This window comes from Pseudomonas sp. FDAARGOS_761 (assembly GCF_013343155.1).
Taxonomy (GTDB): Bacteria; Pseudomonadota; Gammaproteobacteria; order Pseudomonadales; family Pseudomonadaceae; genus Pseudomonas; species Pseudomonas aeruginosa.
In genome coordinates, this window is the sequence record NZ_CP054572.1 from 4,821,313 (window position 1) to 4,837,243 (window position 15,931).

Consider the following 15,931-nt stretch of genomic DNA (forward strand, 5'->3'; position numbering starts at 1 on the left):
CGACCTTATCTCACTTGCCTGGGAGGCCTGGCCGGCAATGCTTTAGACAGCCGGACTGTTTCGTTAGATGCAGCGTCATCCCGCAGCGGCGACACCCCTCCCGTGGCCGGGCCGGGGGTCGTCGCGGAGACTCAGCGGATCTCGCTGGGGGAGATGCCGTAGCGCTTGCGGAAAGCGATGGAGAAATGCGCCGGGCTGTAGCCCACCCGGTAGGCCACCGTGGAGACGTTCGCCTCTTCGTCGCAGAGCATCCGGTGCGCCTCGCGCAGGCGGTACTCCTGCAGGTAGCCGAATACGCTGGCGCCGAACACCTTGCGGAAGCCGGCGGTCAGCTTGCGCGGGTTCATGCCCACGCGGCTGGCCAGCGTGTCCAGCGACGGTGGTTCCTGCAAGGCGCCGACCAGCAGGTCGCGGGCGGCGTGGATGCGCTCGACCTCGGAGCAGGTGATGCGCGGCTCCTCGACGGGGCGCCCCTCGCCGGAAAGGAACTGGGCGCTGAGCGCGGCCAACTCCAGGGCCTTGCCGCCGAGGTAGAGATCGCGGGTCGGACCGAGCATCTGGCAGGTGGCGATCTGCGAGGCCAACGCCTGCATCGCCCGCGGCGCCGGGCAGCTCATGATCCGCGGATCGCCGCCGGGGCGGCGTATCAGTTGCTCGGGCAGCCAGCCGAGGCGGCTGTCCAGGGCTTCGACGCCGAGCTGGACGATGGTGTAGCGCAACGGCTTGTCGGTGCCGTAGATCTGCGCCGAGGTGAAGTCGCCGTCGTTGGCGATGGTGCACAGGCTCGGCCCCTCGATGAGGTGCTCGGGCTGGCCGGGGATCCGGCAGCGCAACTGGCCGCTCTGCACGAGGATCAGGCGCAGGCCGCGCTCCAGCGGTTCCTCGAACCAGTCCTCGCTGGCCGAACAGAAGGTTCCGGTCACCAGCTTCATGTTCGGATCGATGTGCGCGACGCCGGGCCGGTTGCCCGGTGCCGGCGCGGCGGCATCGGCCTGTGGCGGAGCAATGATGGTGATGGTCATCAGGTTTTCCTGTAGCCCGGGCGCTGCCGACGCGGCGACGCCTTCCTGGATACGTGGGGACAGGGGGACCTTTTAGCGGAGATGGACAACGCGTCCTGCACTCCGCCCCTGCAGCGAATGAAAAAGCCCCGCAATCGAAAGGCGCGGGCTTGCGCGGTCCCTGCCGCCCGCCAATGATAATAAATCTCATTTCCCAGCAATGGCAATCGACCGCATCCACGGAGATCGCATGACTTCCTCGCCCGCCACCCCATCGGCCGTCGACGACGCCCCCGACTGGCCCGCCGCCTTCGTCCGCCGCTATCTCGACGCCGGCCACTGGCAGGACCGGAGCTTCGCCGAAGCCCTGGCCGCCAGCGCCGCGCGCCATCCGCAGCGGATCGCGCTATGCGACGACGACCAGCGGCTCAGCTATGCCGACCTGCTCCAGCGCTGCCGCCGCCTGGCAGCCGGACTGCGCCAGGCCGGCCTCGCACATGGCGACACGGTGGTGCTGCACCTGCCCAACGGCATCGCCTTCGTCGAGACCTGCTTCGCCCTGTTCCAGCTCGGCGTACGCCCGGTGCTCGCCCTCCCCGCCCATCGCCAGCATGAGATCAGCGGTTTCTGCCGCTTCGCCGAGGCCAAGGCCTACATCGGCGCCGAACGGATCGACGGCTTCGACCCACGGCCGATGGCCCGTGAGCTGCTCGCCAGCGGCGCCTGCCGGATGGCGCTGATCCACGGCGAGGCCGAGGCGCCGCTGCAAGCGCTGGCACCGCTGTACCAGGCCGACGCGCTGGAAGACTGCGCCGCCCGCGCCGAGGATATCGCCTGCTTCCAGTTGTCCGGCGGCACCACCGGCACGCCGAAGCTGATTCCCCGGCGTCATCGCGAGTATCTCTACAACGTCCGCGCCAGCGCCGAGGTCTGCGGCTTCGACGAGCACACGGTGTACCTCACCGGGTTGCCGATGGCGCACAACTTCACCCTCTGCTGCCCCGGAGTGATCGGCACGCTGCTGGCCGGCGGCCGCGTGGTGGTCAGCCAGCGCGCCGATCCCGAGCATTGCTTCGCCCTGATCGCCCGTGAACGGGTCACCCACACCGCCCTGGTACCGCCGCTGGCGATGCTCTGGCTGGATGCCCAGGAAAGCCGCCGCGCCGATCTATCCAGCCTGCGTCTGCTCCAGGTCGGCGGTTCCAGGCTCGGCAGCAGTGCCGCGCAACGCGTCGAACCGGTGCTCGGCTGCCAGTTGCAACAGGTGCTGGGAATGGCCGAGGGGCTGATCTGCTACACCCGCCTGGACGATCCGCCCGAGCGCGTATTGCATACCCAGGGCCGGCCGCTGTCGCCGGACGACGAAGTGCGGGTGGTCGACGCCGAGGGCCGCGAGGTCGGCCCCGGCGAGGTCGGCGAACTGACCGTGCGCGGTCCCTACACCATCCGCGGCTACTACCGCCTGCCCGAACACAACGCCAAGGCCTTCAGCGCGGACGGCTTCTACCGCACCGGCGACCGGGTCAGCCGCGACAAGGACGGCTACCTGGTGGTGGAGGGCCGCGACAAGGACCAGATCAACCGCGGCGGCGAGAAGATCGCCGCGGAAGAGGTGGAGAACCTGCTGATCGCCCATCCGCAGGTGCACGACGCCACCGTCGTGGCGATGCCCGACAGCCTGCTCGGCGAGCGCACCTGCGCCTTCGTCATCCCGCGCCAGCCGGCGCCCTCGGCGCTGAAGCTGAAGCAATACCTGCACGCCTGCGGGCTGGCCGCGTTCAAGGTGCCGGACCGCATCGAGCTGGTCCCGGCCTTCCCCCAGACCGGCATCGGCAAGATCAGCAAGAAGGACCTGCGCGAGCGCCTGCGCCGCGAGCTGGAGGCCCGCGCATGAGCGCCGCCTGGGTCCGGCCGTTCCGCCTGACGCCGATGCCGCGCCTGCGCCTGGCCTGCTTCCCCCATGCAGGCGGCAGCGCCAGTTTCTTCCGTAGCTGGAGCGAACGCCTGCCGCCAGACATCGACCTGCTTGCCTTGCAGTACCCGGGCCGCGAGGACCGCTTCAACGAGGCGCCGGCTACCCGCCTGGAAGACCTCGCCGACGGCGCCGCCCTCGCCCTGCGCGATTTCGCCGACGCGCCCCTGGCGCTGTTCGGCCACAGTCTCGGCGCGGCGCTGGCCTACGAAACCGCCCTACGCCTGGAAAGCGCCGGCGCGCCGCTGCGCCACCTGTTCGTCTCCGCCCATCCGGCACCGCACCGGCAACGCGGCGGCGCATTGCACCGCGGCGACGAGGCGGCGCTGCTGGAGGACGTCCGCCGCCAGGGTGGCGCCAGCGAGCTACTCGAGGACGCCGACCTGCGCGCGCTGTTCCTGCCGATCCTGCGCGCCGACTACCAGGCGATCGAGACCTACCGACGGGCGCAGCCCATCGCCCTGGCCTGCGCCCTCGACGTCCTCCTCGGCGAGCACGACGAGGAAGTCAGCGCCGCCGAGGCGCAGGCCTGGAGCGACGCCAGCCGGACTCCCGCCAGGCTGCGGCGCTTTCCTGGCAGCCACTTCTACCTGAGCGAGGGGCGCGACGCGGTGATCGAGCACCTGCTGCGCCGCCTCGCACATCCCGACGCCCTTTCCCGAGAGGTTGCATGATGAAAACTCCCGAAGACTGCACCGGCCTGGCGGACATCCGCGAGGCCATCGACCGGATCGACCTGGATATCGTCCAGGCCCTCGGCCGCCGCATGGACTACGTCAAGGCGGCGTCGCGCTTCAAGGCCAGCGAGGCGGCGATTCCGGCGCCCGAGCGGGTCGCCGCGATGCTCCCCGAGCGCGCCCGCTGGGCCGAGGAAAACGGACTCGACGCGCCCTTCGTCGAGGGACTGTTCGCGCAGATCATCCACTGGTACATCGCCGAGCAGATCAAGTACTGGCGCCAGACACGGGGTGCCGCATGAGCCGGCTGGCGCCCCTGAGCCAGTGCCTGCACGCCTTGCGCGGCACCTTCGAGCGCGCCATCGGCCAGGCGCAGGCGCTCGATCGTCCGGTCCTGGTGGCGGCGTCGTTCGAGATCGACCCACTGGACCCGCTGCAGGTATTCGGTGCCTGGGACGACCGGCAAACGCCCTGCCTGTACTGGGAACAGCCCGAGCTGGCGTTCTTCGCCTGGGGCTGCGCCCTGGAGCTGCAAGGCCACGGCGAACAGCGCTTCGCCCGGATCGAGGAAAACTGGCAATCGCTCTGCGCCGACGCCGTGGTCGAGGGCCCGCTGGCGCCGCGCCTGTGCGGCGGATTCCGCTTCGATCCGCGCGGCCCGCGCGAGGAACACTGGCAAGCCTTCGCCGATGCCAGCCTGATGCTCGCCGGCATCACCGTGCTGCGCGAGGGCGAACGCTACCGGGTACTCTGCCAACACCTGGCCAAGCCCGGCGAAGATGCCCTGGCCCTGGCCGCCTACCACTGCTCGGCGCTACTGCGCCTGAGGCAGCCGGCCAGGCGCCGGCCCTCGGGGCCGACCGCTGGCGCGCAGGGCGACGCTTCGGCGCTGGAGCGCAGGCAATGGGAAGCCAAGGTGAGCGACGCGGTAAGCAGTGTCCGCCAGGGACGCTTCGGCAAGGTCGTGCTGGCCCGCACCCAGGCCCGGCCTCTCGGCGACATCGAGCCGTGGCAGGTCATCGAACACCTGCGTCTGCAACATGCCGACGCCCAGCTGTTCGCCTGTCGCCGCGGCAACGCCTGCTTCCTCGGCGCCTCCCCGGAACGCCTGGTCCGCATTCGCGCCGGCGAGGCGCTCACCCATGCCCTGGCCGGAACCATCGCCCGCGGCGGCGATGCCCAGGAAGATGCGCGGCTCGGACAGGCCCTGCTGGACAGCGCCAAGGACAGGCACGAACACCAGTTGGTGGTGGAGGCGATCCGTACGGCTCTGGAACCCTTCAGCGAGGCGCTGGAAATCCCCGATGCGCCCGGCCTGAAACGACTGGCGCGAGTCCAGCACCTGAACACGCCGATCCGCGCCCGCCTCGCCGACGCAGGCGGCATCCTGCGGCTGCTGCAGGCGCTGCATCCGACCCCCGCGGTGGGCGGCTACCCACGCAGCGCGGCGCTGGACTACATCCGCCAGCACGAAGGGATGGATCGTGGCTGGTACGCCGCGCCGCTGGGCTGGCTCGACGGCGAAGGCAACGGCGATTTCCTGGTGGCGCTGCGCTCGGCCCTGCTCACGCCGGGCCGGGGCTACCTGTTCGCCGGCTGCGGCCTGGTAGGCGATTCGGAACCGGCCCACGAGTATCGCGAAACCTGCCTTAAGCTCAGTGCCATGCGGGACGCTCTGTCAGCCCTAGGCGGCCTGGGCGAAGTGCCCTTGCAGCGCGGCGTCGCCTGAAAACGAAGACCCCCTGCGGCCCGAGGGCGGCAGGGGGTCTTCGAAGGTCTGCCCGGCGCGGGCGGGCCGCGCCGCAAGGGCGTCGCTTAGAACGGAATGTCGTCGTCGAAGCTGTCGTAGTCCTGGGCCGGCTGCGGCGCCGGTTGCTGCTGCGGGGCCGGACGCGACTGCTGCTGCGGGGCCTGCTGCGGGCGCTGCATGGGCTCGCGCGGGGCACGCTGCGAGTCGTCGCCGGAGGGGCGGCCGCCGAGCAGTTGCATGTTGCCGTTGATGTCGACCACGATCTCGGTGGTGTAGCGATCCTGACCGTCCTGGCCCTGCCACTTGCGGGTGCGCAGGCTGCCTTCGACGTAGACCTGGGAACCCTTGCGCAGGTACTCGCCGGCGATCTCCGCCAGGCGGCCGAAGAACACCACGCGGTGCCATTCGGTGCGCTCCTGTTGCTGGCCGGTCTGCTTGTCCTTCCAGCTCTCGCTGGTGGCGAGGGTGATGTTGGTCACCGCATTGCCGTTGGGCATGTAGCGGGTTTCCGGGTCACCACCGACGTTACCAACCAGAATGACTTTGTTAACCCCACGGGCCATGACGTTCTCCTAAGGTTCAGCATCCGCCCGGCGCGGCCTGGGCCAGGCGCTCGAGGGCGGTGCGATCCACTTGTTGGGTATCCACTTTGACATAGGCGGCGGCCTCCTCGGCCACCACCATGGCGTCTGCCACACCGGGCAACGCCCTGAATCGCTGGACCAGCGCCGCGTCCTGCAGCGCGGCGGGCGCGAGCGGCAGGCGAATGCTGGTCACATAAGGCGGTTCGCGCATGGTAACAGCAATCGCCAGCCAGAGGGCAGCGAGCACCGCGCATCCGATGAACACCATGCTCAGCCCGCCGTGCTGGAACATCCAGCCGCCGAGGATGCCGCCCAGCGCCGCGCCGAGGAACTGGCTGGTGGAATACACCCCCATCGCCGTGCCCTTGCCGCCAGCCGGCGAGACCTTGCTGACCAGCGACGGCAGCGAGGCTTCGAGCAGGTTGAAGGCGGTGAAGAACACCACCGTGCCGACCACCAGCATGGCCAGGCTGTGACCGAAGACCAGGAAGAACAGTTCGCAGGCCAGCAGGGTCGCCACCGCGCCGGTCAGCACGCGCTTCATGCGACGCTTCTTCTCGGCGTAGATGATGAACGGCACCATGCCGAAGAAACCGACCAGCAGCGCAGTCAGGTAGACCCACCAGTGCTGCTCCTTGGGCAGGCCACCCTCGTGCACCAGTGCCAGCGGCAAGGCGACGAAGCTGGCCATGAGGATGGCGTGGAGGATCAGGATGCCGGCGTCCAGGCGCAGCAGGTCGCCGTGCTTCAGGGTCGGCAGCAGGGCCTGGCGCGCCACGCTGGATTCGCGGTGCTGGGTCATGTGGTCCGGCTGCGGGACGAAGAACAGGATCAGCAGCAGGCCGACCAGCGCCATCCCGGCGGTGAACCAGAACAGCCCATGCAGGCCGAACAGATGGGTCAGCACCGGGCCGAGCACCATGGCCACGGCGAAGGAGACGCCGATGCTCATGCCGATCATCGCCATCGCCTTGGTCCGGTGCTGCTCGCGGGTGAGGTCGGAGAGCAGTGCCATCACCGCCGCCGAGATCGCCCCGGCGCCCTGCAGGACGCGGCCGGCGATCACCCCCCAGATGGAGTCGGCATTGGCCGCGAGGGCCGCGCCGGCGGCGAAGATCAGCAGCCCGACGACGATCACCGGGCGCCGGCCGATGCGGTCGGAAATGGTCCCGAAGGGAATCTGCAGGATCGCCTGGGTCAGGCCGTAGGCGCCGATGGCCAGGCCGATCAGCGCCGGGGTCGCGCCGGCCAGGTCCTGGCCGTAGGTGGCCAGCACCGGCAGGACCATGAACATGCCGAGCATGCGGAAGGCGAATACCAGTGACAGCCCGACGGCCGCTCGCGTTTCGGTACCGCTCATCCGCTCAGTATGTGAGTCGTGCATAACACCCTCATGGAAGAAACCGCTGCAGGGCAAGGCCTCATGCCCCTGCCGATGGCGCCGCCGCCCGCTCCTGGGCGGCCGGGGCAATGCCCGCGCCGGAAAAATGCCGCGCATTCTACCAGTCCGCCCCCTCGCGGCACAGGCGCGCCACTTTGCCGCGCGCTAGCGGCCAGCCGTATAATCAGCGGTTTTCGCCCGCCATGCGAGGCCGCTGTGGATAAGATCCTGATTCGTGGGGCGCGTACCCACAACCTGAAGAACGTCGACCTCACACTGCCACGCGACAAACTGATCGTGATCACCGGTCTTTCCGGTTCCGGCAAGTCTTCCCTGGCTTTCGACACGCTCTATGCGGAAGGCCAGCGGCGCTACGTGGAATCCCTCTCGGCCTACGCCCGGCAGTTCCTGTCGATGATGGAGAAGCCGGACGTGGACACCATCGAAGGGCTGTCGCCGGCGATTTCCATCGAACAGAAGTCCACTTCCCACAACCCACGCTCCACCGTGGGTACGATCACCGAGATCTACGACTACCTGCGCCTGCTTTATGCCCGCGTCGGTACCCCGCGCTGCCCGGACCACGACATCCCGCTGGAGGCGCAGACCGTCAGCCAGATGGTCGACCAGGTCCTGGCCCTGCCGGAAGGCAGCAAGCTGATGCTGCTGGCGCCGGTGATCCGCGAGCGCAAGGGCGAGCACCTGGCGGTGTTCGACGAGATGCGCGCGCAGGGTTTCGTCCGCGCCCGGGTCGACGGCAAGCTCTACGAACTCGACGAAGTGCCGAAGCTGGATAAGCAGAAGAAGCACAGCATCGATGTGGTGGTGGACCGCTTCAAGGTTCGCGCGGACCTCCAGCAACGCCTGGCCGAGTCGTTCGAGACCGCCCTGTCCCTGGCCGACGGTATCGCCCTGGTAGCACCGATGGACGAGGACGAGGATGTCGAGGAGATCATCTTCTCGGCGCGCTTCGCCTGCCCGGTCTGCGGCCACTCGATCAGCGAGCTGGAACCCAAGCTGTTCTCCTTCAACAACCCGGCCGGCGCCTGTCCGACCTGCGACGGCCTCGGCGTGAAGCAATTCTTCGACGCGCGCCGGGTGGTCAATGGCGAGTTGACCCTGGCCGAGGGCGCGATCCGCGGCTGGGACCGGCGCAACGTCTATTACTTCCAGATGCTCGGCTCGCTGGCCCAGCATTACGGCTTCAGCCTGGAAGAACCCTTCGACGAACTCGGCGCCGAGCACCAGAAGGTGGTGCTCTACGGCTCCGGCCGGGAAAACGTCGACTTCCGCTATCTCAACGACCGCGGCGACATCGTCAAGCGTTCGCATCCCTTCGAAGGCATCCTGCCGAACCTTGAGCGGCGCTACCGCGAGACCGAGTCGGCCACGGTCCGCGAGGAGCTGGCCAAGTTCCTCAGCACCCAGCCCTGCCCGGATTGCCACGGTACCCGCCTGCGCCGCGAGGCGCGGCATGTGTGGGTCGGCGACCGGACGCTGCCGGCGATCACCGCGATGCCGGTCGGCGAGGCCTGCGAGTATGCCGCCGGACTCAGCCTGACCGGCCGCCGTGGCGAGATCGCGGCGAAGATCCTCAAGGAAATCCGCGACCGCCTGCAATTCCTGGTCAACGTCGGCCTCGACTACCTGACCCTCGACCGCAGCGCCGACACCCTGTCCGGCGGCGAAGCCCAGCGCATCCGCCTGGCCAGCCAGATCGGCGCCGGCCTGGTGGGAGTGATGTACATCCTCGACGAACCCTCGATCGGCCTGCACCAACGCGACAACGAACGCCTGCTCGGCACCCTCACCCACCTGCGCAACCTCGGCAACACGGTGATCGTGGTCGAGCACGACGAGGACGCGATCCGACTCGCCGACTACGTCGTCGACATCGGTCCGGGCGCCGGTGTGCACGGCGGCCAGGTAGTGGCGGAAGGTACGCCCGACCAGGTGATGAACCACCCCGACTCGCTGACCGGCAAGTACCTTTCCGGGCGCAAGAAAATCGCGGTTCCGGCCAAGCGCACCCCGCGCGACAAGAAGAAGCTGCTGAAGCTGAAAGGCGCCCGCGGCAACAACCTGCAGAACGTCAACCTGGAAATCCCGGTCGGCCTGTTCACCTGCATCACCGGGGTCTCGGGCTCCGGCAAGTCGACGCTGATCAACAACACCCTGTTCCCGATCACCGCCACCGCGCTGAACGGCGCGACTACCCTGGAAGTGGCGCCGTACGACTCGTTCGACGGCCTGCAGCACCTGGACAAGGTGGTCGACATCGACCAGAGCCCGATCGGTCGTACCCCGCGCTCCAACCCGGCGACCTATACCGGCCTGTTCACGCCGATCCGCGAACTGTTCTCCGGCGTGCCGGAGGCCCGCTCGCGCGGCTACGGTCCCGGCCGCTTCTCGTTCAACGTCAAGGGCGGCCGTTGCGAGGCCTGCCAGGGCGACGGCGTGATCAAGGTGGAGATGCACTTCCTGCCGGACATCTACGTTCCCTGCGACGTCTGCAAGGGCAAGCGCTACAACCGCGAGACCCTGGAGATCCGCTACAAGGGCAAGAGCATCCACGAGGTGCTGGAGATGACCATCGAGGAAGCCCGCGAGTTCTTCGACGCCGTCCCCGCCCTGGCGCGCAAGCTGCAGACACTGATGGACGTCGGCCTGTCCTACATCAAGCTGGGCCAGAGCGCGACCACCCTCTCGGGCGGCGAGGCACAGCGGGTCAAGCTGTCCCGCGAGCTGTCCAAGCGCGACACCGGCAAGACCCTGTACATCCTCGACGAACCGACCACCGGCCTGCACTTCGCCGACATCCAGCAACTGCTCGACGTGCTCCACCGCCTGCGCGACCACGGCAACACCGTGGTGGTGATCGAGCACAACCTGGACGTGATCAAGACCGCCGACTGGCTGGTCGACCTCGGCCCCGAGGGCGGCTCCAAGGGTGGCCAGATCATCGCCAACGGCACGCCGGAGCAGGTGGCCGAGATGCCCCAGTCGCACACCGGCCACTTCCTCAAGCCGCTGCTGGAACGCGATCGCGCCTGATTGCCGGGCGCTCATGAAAAAGCCCCTGCGGCCGTGAGGCGCAGGGGCTTTTTCGTATCCGCAGGGTAGGGTCAGATCTGCGACTGCAGGTAGTTCTCCAGGCCCATCCTGGCGATCAGGCCAAGCTGTTGCTCCAACCAGTAGGCGTGGTCTTCCTCGGTGTCGGCCAACTGGGCCTTGAGGATGTCGCGGCTGACGAAGTCCTTGTGCTGCTCGCAGAGGGCGATGCCCTTGGCCAGCGCGGCGCGGACATGGCGCTCGAGCTTGAGGTCGGCCTCGAGCATCTCCGGCACCGTGGTGCCCGGGTGGATATCGTCGGGACGCATGCGCGGCGTACCTTCGAGCAGGAGGATACGGCGCAGCAGGGCGTCGGCATGCTGGGTCTCCTCCTCCATCTCGTGGTTGAGGCGCTCGTAGAGCTTGCTGAAGCCCCAGTCCTCGTACATGCGCGAGTGGATGAAGTACTGGTCGCGCGCGGCCAGCTCGCCGGTCAGCAGCGTGTTGAGGTAATCGATGACTTCCGGATGGCCTTGCATCGGGGGGCTCTCCCTGGAGAAAACTAGGAATCTAGCCGCATATGCTCCCGGCTCCGCCTGATCCGGGTCAAGCCAATGCAGATAAAAAAGCCCCCTTCCTAGGAAGGGGGCCGGGGGCCTCATCAGGCCATCAGTCCAGCTTCAGGCCGAGGGCGTCGGCGACGCCTTTGCCGTAGGCCGGATCGACCTTGAGGAACAGGCCGATCTGGCGACGCTGGATCTGTTCCGGTACATCGCGGATGTCTTCGGCGATGTTGGCGAACAGCCGCTGCTTCTGCTCGTCGGTGAACAGATGGAACAGCGCGGCGGGCTGGCTGTAGTAGTCGTCGTCCACCCGGTGGTTCCAGTGGTCCGCCGCGCCCTCCAGGCTCAGCGGCGGCTCGGAGAAGTCAGGCTGCTCCTGCCACTGGTTGAAGCTGTTCGGCTCGTAGGTGACGCGCTGATGGGCGTTGTTGCCGTCCACCCGCATGCCGCCGTCGCGGTGGTAGACCTGGTGCGGGCAACGCGCGGCGTTCACCGGGATCTGGTGGTGGTTGACGCCCAGGCGATAGCGATGGGCGTCGCCGTAGGAGAACAGACGGCCCTGGAGCATCTTGTCCGGCGAGAAACCGATACCGGGCACCACGTTGGCCGGCGTGAAAGCGGCCTGCTCGACCTCGGCGAAGTAGTTGTCCGGGTTACGGTTCAGCTCGAAGAAGCCCACTTCGATCAACGGGTAGTCACCGTGGGGCCAGACCTTGGTCAGGTCGAACGGGTTGTAGCGATAGGTGGCCGCTTCCTTCTCGGGCATGATCTGCACGTACATCTTCCAGCGCGGGAAGTCGCCTTTCTCGATGCTCTCGTACAAGTCGCGCTGCGAACTCTCGCGGTCCTGGGCGATCACTTCGGCAGCCTCGGCGTTGGTCAGGTTCTCGATGCCCTGTTGGGTCTTGAAGTGGAACTTGACCCAGAAGCGCTCGTTGTTCGCATTGATGAAGCTGAAGGTATGGCTGCCGAAACCATGGATGTGCCGATAGCTCTTCGGCAGACCGCGGTCGCTGAAGTCGATGGTCAACTGATGCAGCGACTCGGGGAGGTGAGAGAAAAAGTCCCACTTGAAGGTCGCATTGCGCAGGTTGGTGCGCGGGTCACGCTTCACCACGTGGTTGAGATCGGGGAACTTGAGCGGGTCGCGCAGATAGAACACCGGGGTGTTGTTGCCGACCAGGTCCCAGTTGCCCTGCTCGGTGTAGAAACGCATGGAGAAGCCGCGGATGTCTCGCTCGGCATCCGCCGCGCCACGCTCACCGGCGACGGTGGAGAAGCGCAGGAACATATCGGTCTTCTTGCCGACCTGGGAGAAGATCTTCGCCCGGGTGTAGGGGGTGATGTCATGGGTGACGGTGAAGGTGCCGTAGGCCGCGGAGCCTTTCGCATGCATGCGTCGCTCGGGGATCACTTCGCGATCGAAGTGGGCGAGCTTCTCGAGGAACCACACGTCCTGCAGCAACATCGGGCCACGCGGACCGGCGGTCTGCACGTTCTGGTTATCGACCACCGGTGCGCCAGCGGCAGTGGTCAGGCGGGTCTTCTCTTCCATTTACTCTCTCCTCAACGGCTAACGTGCTATGAAGCGAAGCGGCTACACGGAAATCATCAGCGTGGACCAGGGATTGGCGGAGGACAACCTGTCGGCTGAACCAAGCGCCCTTTGCATTGATCTCGCTTATCCGAACGTAGCTTTTCGTAAAAGCAGGTTAAGGATGAATGACAGCCCTCCCGCAATCCAATTTATTAAAGACAGCGAGCCGATAGATAAAAACTTTAAGGCAGGTAATAAAAAAACCGGGCCTAGGCCCGGTTTCTTGTGCAGCAGATGCCTTATTCGGCAGCTTCTACGACTTCACCGCCGACAGGACGATCAACCAGCTCGACGTACGCCATGGGGGCGTTGTCGCCAGCGCGGAAACCGCACTTCAGGATGCGCAGGTAGCCGCCCGGACGGTTGGCGTAGCGCTTGCCCAGGTCGTTGAACAGCTTGCCAACGGCAGCTTTCGAACGGGTACGGTCGAAAGCCAGGCGACGGTTGGCGACGCTGTCTTCCTTGGCCAGGGTGATCAGCGGCTCGGCAACGCGACGCAGTTCCTTGGCCTTGGGCAGGGTGGTTTTGATCAGTTCGTGTTCGAACAGCGACACCGCCATGTTCTGGAACATAGCCTTGCGGTGCGCGCTGGTGCGGCTCAGGTGACGACCACTTTTACGATGGCGCATGGTTCAATTCCTTTCCAAACTTTACGTTCGGTAGTTACGACGATCAGGCAGTGGCCTTGTCGTCTTTCTTAAGACTTGCCGGCGGCCAGTTATCGAGGCGCATACCGAGGGACAGACCACGGGAAGCCAGAACGTCCTTGATTTCGGTCAGGGACTTCTTGCCCAGGTTCGGCGTTTTCAACAGCTCCACTTCGGTGCGCTGGATCAGGTCACCGATGTAGTAGATGTTTTCCGCCTTCAGGCAGTTGGCCGAACGTACGGTCAGTTCCAGGTCATCGACCGGGCGCAGGAGGATCGGATCGATCTCGTCTTCCTGCTCTTCAACGACGGGTTCGCTGTCGCCCTTGAGGTCCACGAACGCTGCCAGCTGCTGTTGCAGGATGGTAGCGGCGCGACGGATAGCCTCTTCGGGATCCAGAGTGCCGTTGGTTTCCAGGTCCAGGACCAGTTTGTCCAGGTTGGTGCGCTGCTCGACACGGGCGTTTTCCACCACGTAGGAGACACGACGGACCGGGCTGAACGATGCGTCGAGCTGCAGACGGCCGATGCTGCGGCTTTCGTCTTCATCGCTCTGACGTGCGTCGGCAGGCTCGTAGCCACGGCCACGAGCTACCTTCAGCTTCATGTTCAGCGCGCCGTTGTCTGCCAGGTTGGCGATAACGTGGTCACCGTTGATGATCTCAACATCGTGATCCAGCTGAATATCGGCAGCAGTCACAACACCCGAGCCCTTCTTAGCCAGGGTCAGCGTCACTTCATCACGACCGTGCAGCTTGATGGCCAGACCTTTCAGGTTCAGCAGGATCTCGATTACATCTTCCTGCACACCTTCGATCGCCGAGTACTCGTGGAGTACGCCGTCGATCTCGGCCTCGACCACTGCGCAGCCAGGCATGGAGGACAACAGGATGCGACGCAGCGCGTTGCCCAGGGTGTGACCAAAACCACGCTCGAGAGGCTCGAGCGTGATCTTGGCGCGGGTTTGACTGACCACCTGCACATCGATGTGGCGGGGGGTCAGGAACTCATTTACCGAACTCTGCATGGATGCACCTATTTTCTAGCCCTTACTTGGAGTAGAGCTCGACAATCAGGTTTTCGTTGATATCAGCGGACAGGTCGCTGCGAGCCGGAGCACTCTTGAAGGTACCAGCCTTCTTGTCGAGGTCGACTTCGACCCACTCGACGCGACCGCGCTGGCCACAGAGTTCCAGAGCCTGAGCGATACGCAGCTGGTTCTTCGATTTTTCGCGAACAGCTACGACGTCACCGGCCTTCACTTGGTAGGAAGGGATGTTGACGGTCTGACCGTTGACGGTGATGGCCTTGTGGGATACCAGCTGGCGGGATTCCGAACGAGTGGAACCGAAGCCCATGCGGTATACGACGTTGTCCAGGCGGCACTCGAGCAGTTGCAGCAGGTTCTCACCGGTAGAACCCTTGCGACGGGAAGCTTCCTGGTAGTAACCGCGGAACTGACGCTCCAGCACACCGTAGATGCGACGTACTTTCTGCTTTTCACGCAGCTGCAGACCGTAGTCGGACAGACGGCCACGACGCTGGCCATGCTGGCCAGGAACGTTTTCAGCCTTGCACTTCGAGTCGAGGGCGCGGGCGCCGCTCTTCAGGAACAGGTCGGTGCCTTCACGGCGAGACAGTTTGCACTTGGGACCAATGTAACGAGCCATTTCTCACTGTCTCCTATTACACGCGACGCTTTTTCGGCGGACGGCAGCCGTTATGCGGGATCGGGGTTACGTCGGTGATGCTGGCGATCTTGTAGCCGCAAGCATTCAGAGCGCGAACGGCGGACTCGCGGCCCGGGCCCGGGCCCTTGACGTTGACGTCCAGGTTCTTCAGACCGTATTCCAGGGCAGCCTGGCCGGCACGCTCGGCCGCTACCTGGGCAGCGAACGGGGTGCTCTTACGCGAGCCGCGGAAACCGGAACCACCGGAGGTCGCCCAGGACAGTGCGTTGCCCTGACGGTCGGTGATGGTCACGATGGTGTTGTTGAAAGACGCGTGGATGTGGGCGATCCCATCGACCACTGTCTTTTTGACTTTCTTACGGGGACGAGCAGCAGGTTTTGCCATGACTAGATTCCTACGCGATTACTTGCGGATCGGCTTACGCGGGCCCTTGCGGGTACGCGCGTTGGTCTTGGTACGCTGACCGCGAACCGGCAGACCGCGACGATGACGCAGACCGCGGTAGCAACCGAGGTCCATCAGACGCTTGATGTTCATGTTGATTTCGCGACGCAGGTCACCTTCGGTGGTGATCTTCGCGACTTCGTTACGCAGCTGATCGATCTGCTCGTCGCTCAGGTCCTTGATCTTGGCAGCCGGGTTTACGCCGGTGGCTGCGCAGATGCTCTGAGCAGTAGTGCGACCAACACCATAGATGTAGGTCAGCGAGATAACAGTGTGCTTGTTATCCGGAATGTTGACGCCTGCAATACGGGCCATTCAGAAAAACTCCAATTGACAGCTACCCTGCGCCCAGGAAGCCAAGAAAGGGCGCGGATATTAGCGCTGTAATAGCAAATAATCAACCCGGCAGCACACTAGCTGCCGGGTTATCACGCGTGGATCACAATCAGCCTTGGCGCTGCTTGTGACGCGGTTCCGCGCTGCAGATCACCCGCACGATGCCATCGCGACGGATGATTTTGCAGTTACGGCACAGCTTCTTGACCGATGCACGAACTTTCATCACCAACTCC

Annotated in this window: 16 protein-coding genes; 5 read left to right on the plus strand and 11 right to left on the minus strand. The window is 65.7% G+C overall.

Annotated features, from left to right (window positions below; genetic code table 11):
- Positions 1-131: 131 nt before the first annotated feature.
- Complete coding sequence (gene pchR / locus FOC67_RS22320) at positions 132-1,022, minus strand: pyochelin biosynthesis transcriptional regulator PchR (RefSeq protein ID WP_003106955.1); 891 nt, start codon at positions 1,020-1,022, stop codon at positions 132-134.
- 229 nt (positions 1,023-1,251) lie between these two features.
- Between pchR and pchD the strand changes: the two genes are divergently transcribed.
- From pchD to pchA, 4 genes are read left to right on the plus strand one after another with little or no spacing between them, the layout of a single operon-like run.
- Positions 1,252-2,895: a pyochelin biosynthesis salicyl-AMP ligase PchD gene (gene pchD / locus FOC67_RS22325; RefSeq protein WP_009316327.1), complete on the plus strand. Its 1,644-nt coding sequence runs from the start codon at positions 1,252-1,254 to the stop codon at positions 2,893-2,895.
- Positions 2,892-3,647, plus strand: coding sequence for a pyochelin biosynthesis editing thioesterase PchC (gene pchC / locus FOC67_RS22330; protein ID WP_174707751.1), 756 nt, complete (start codon positions 2,892-2,894; stop codon positions 3,645-3,647). The genes pchD and pchC overlap by 4 nt, the downstream gene beginning before the upstream one ends.
- Complete coding sequence (pchB, locus tag FOC67_RS22335; protein WP_003106950.1) at positions 3,647-3,952, plus strand: isochorismate lyase PchB; 306 nt, start codon at positions 3,647-3,649, stop codon at positions 3,950-3,952. Before pchC ends, pchB begins: the two co-directional genes overlap by 1 nt.
- Positions 3,949-5,379: an isochorismate synthase PchA gene (gene pchA / locus FOC67_RS22340; protein WP_009316330.1), complete on the plus strand. Its 1,431-nt coding sequence runs from the start codon at positions 3,949-3,951 to the stop codon at positions 5,377-5,379. The genes pchB and pchA overlap by 4 nt, the downstream gene beginning before the upstream one ends.
- Positions 5,380-5,465: 86 nt before the next feature.
- Here pchA and ssb read toward each other — a convergent pair whose 3' ends face one another.
- Both ssb and FOC67_RS22350 read right to left on the minus strand, forming a co-directional pair.
- Entirely contained in the window at positions 5,466-5,963 is a 498-nt protein-coding gene (ssb, locus tag FOC67_RS22345; protein WP_003114685.1) for a single-stranded DNA-binding protein, read from the minus strand.
- A gap of 16 nt (positions 5,964-5,979) precedes the next feature.
- Positions 5,980-7,368: an MFS transporter gene (locus FOC67_RS22350; RefSeq protein WP_009316331.1), complete on the minus strand. Its 1,389-nt coding sequence runs from the start codon at positions 7,366-7,368 to the stop codon at positions 5,980-5,982.
- A gap of 213 nt (positions 7,369-7,581) precedes the next feature.
- Here FOC67_RS22350 and uvrA point away from each other — a divergent pair, with 213 nt between their 5' ends.
- Positions 7,582-10,419: an excinuclease ABC subunit UvrA gene (gene uvrA, locus FOC67_RS22355; protein WP_003093663.1), complete on the plus strand. Its 2,838-nt coding sequence runs from the start codon at positions 7,582-7,584 to the stop codon at positions 10,417-10,419.
- A gap of 71 nt (positions 10,420-10,490) precedes the next feature.
- On the opposite strand, the gene bfr is transcribed toward uvrA, so the two are convergent.
- From bfr to rpmJ, 8 genes are all read right to left on the minus strand, one after another.
- Complete coding sequence (gene bfr, locus FOC67_RS22360; protein WP_003093668.1) at positions 10,491-10,955, minus strand: bacterioferritin; 465 nt, start codon at positions 10,953-10,955, stop codon at positions 10,491-10,493.
- Positions 10,956-11,085: 130 nt separating this feature from the next.
- A complete protein-coding gene (gene katA / locus FOC67_RS22365; protein ID WP_003103909.1) occupies positions 11,086-12,534 on the minus strand; it encodes a catalase KatA in 1,449 nt (482 codons plus the stop codon).
- 281 nt (positions 12,535-12,815) lie between these two features.
- The gene (gene rplQ, locus FOC67_RS22370) at positions 12,816-13,205 is read right to left on the minus strand and encodes a 50S ribosomal protein L17 (protein WP_003093672.1); all 390 of its coding nucleotides are present in this window, start codon (positions 13,203-13,205) and stop codon (positions 12,816-12,818) included.
- A gap of 43 nt (positions 13,206-13,248) precedes the next feature.
- Positions 13,249-14,250: a DNA-directed RNA polymerase subunit alpha gene (rpoA, locus tag FOC67_RS22375; protein ID WP_003093675.1), complete on the minus strand. Its 1,002-nt coding sequence runs from the start codon at positions 14,248-14,250 to the stop codon at positions 13,249-13,251.
- Between the two features lie 22 nt (positions 14,251-14,272).
- A complete protein-coding gene (rpsD, locus tag FOC67_RS22380) occupies positions 14,273-14,893 on the minus strand; it encodes a 30S ribosomal protein S4 (protein ID WP_003093678.1) in 621 nt (206 codons plus the stop codon).
- A 16-nt stretch (positions 14,894-14,909) separates the two neighbouring features.
- The gene (rpsK, locus tag FOC67_RS22385; protein WP_003093689.1) at positions 14,910-15,299 is read right to left on the minus strand and encodes a 30S ribosomal protein S11; all 390 of its coding nucleotides are present in this window, start codon (positions 15,297-15,299) and stop codon (positions 14,910-14,912) included.
- 18 nt (positions 15,300-15,317) lie between these two features.
- Positions 15,318-15,674 carry a 30S ribosomal protein S13 gene (gene rpsM, locus FOC67_RS22390; protein WP_003093692.1) on the minus strand — a complete coding sequence of 119 codons (357 nt, stop codon included), beginning with the start codon at positions 15,672-15,674 and terminating at the stop codon, positions 15,318-15,320.
- A 130-nt stretch (positions 15,675-15,804) separates the two neighbouring features.
- Positions 15,805-15,921, minus strand: a complete 117-nt coding sequence (gene rpmJ, locus FOC67_RS22395) for a 50S ribosomal protein L36 (protein ID WP_003093693.1) — start codon at positions 15,919-15,921, stop codon at positions 15,805-15,807.
- Positions 15,922-15,931: the final 10 nt, after the last annotated feature.

Coding starts and splice junctions, on each gene's coding strand:
- pchR (WP_003106955.1), bottom strand. CDS start 1,022: ATGACCATCACCATCATTGCTCCGCCACAGGCCGATGCCGCCGCGCCG.
- pchD (WP_009316327.1), top strand. CDS start 1,252: ATGACTTCCTCGCCCGCCACCCCATCGGCCGTCGACGACGCCCCCGAC.
- pchC (WP_174707751.1), top strand. CDS start 2,892: ATGAGCGCCGCCTGGGTCCGGCCGTTCCGCCTGACGCCGATGCCGCGC.
- pchB (WP_003106950.1), top strand. CDS start 3,647: ATGAAAACTCCCGAAGACTGCACCGGCCTGGCGGACATCCGCGAGGCC.
- pchA (WP_009316330.1), top strand. CDS start 3,949: ATGAGCCGGCTGGCGCCCCTGAGCCAGTGCCTGCACGCCTTGCGCGGC.
- ssb (WP_003114685.1), bottom strand. CDS start 5,963: ATGGCCCGTGGGGTTAACAAAGTCATTCTGGTTGGTAACGTCGGTGGT.
- FOC67_RS22350 (WP_009316331.1), bottom strand. CDS start 7,368: ATGCACGACTCACATACTGAGCGGATGAGCGGTACCGAAACGCGAGCG.
- bfr (WP_003093668.1), bottom strand. CDS start 10,955: ATGCAAGGCCATCCGGAAGTCATCGATTACCTCAACACGCTGCTGACC.
- katA (WP_003103909.1), bottom strand. CDS start 12,534: ATGGAAGAGAAGACCCGCCTGACCACTGCCGCTGGCGCACCGGTGGTC.
- rplQ (WP_003093672.1), bottom strand. CDS start 13,205: ATGCGCCATCGTAAAAGTGGTCGTCACCTGAGCCGCACCAGCGCGCAC.
- rpoA (WP_003093675.1), bottom strand. CDS start 14,250: ATGCAGAGTTCGGTAAATGAGTTCCTGACCCCCCGCCACATCGATGTG.
- rpsD (WP_003093678.1), bottom strand. CDS start 14,893: ATGGCTCGTTACATTGGTCCCAAGTGCAAACTGTCTCGCCGTGAAGGC.
- rpsK (WP_003093689.1), bottom strand. CDS start 15,299: ATGGCAAAACCTGCTGCTCGTCCCCGTAAGAAAGTCAAAAAGACAGTG.
- rpsM (WP_003093692.1), bottom strand. CDS start 15,674: ATGGCCCGTATTGCAGGCGTCAACATTCCGGATAACAAGCACACTGTT.
- rpmJ (WP_003093693.1), bottom strand. CDS start 15,921: ATGAAAGTTCGTGCATCGGTCAAGAAGCTGTGCCGTAACTGCAAAATC.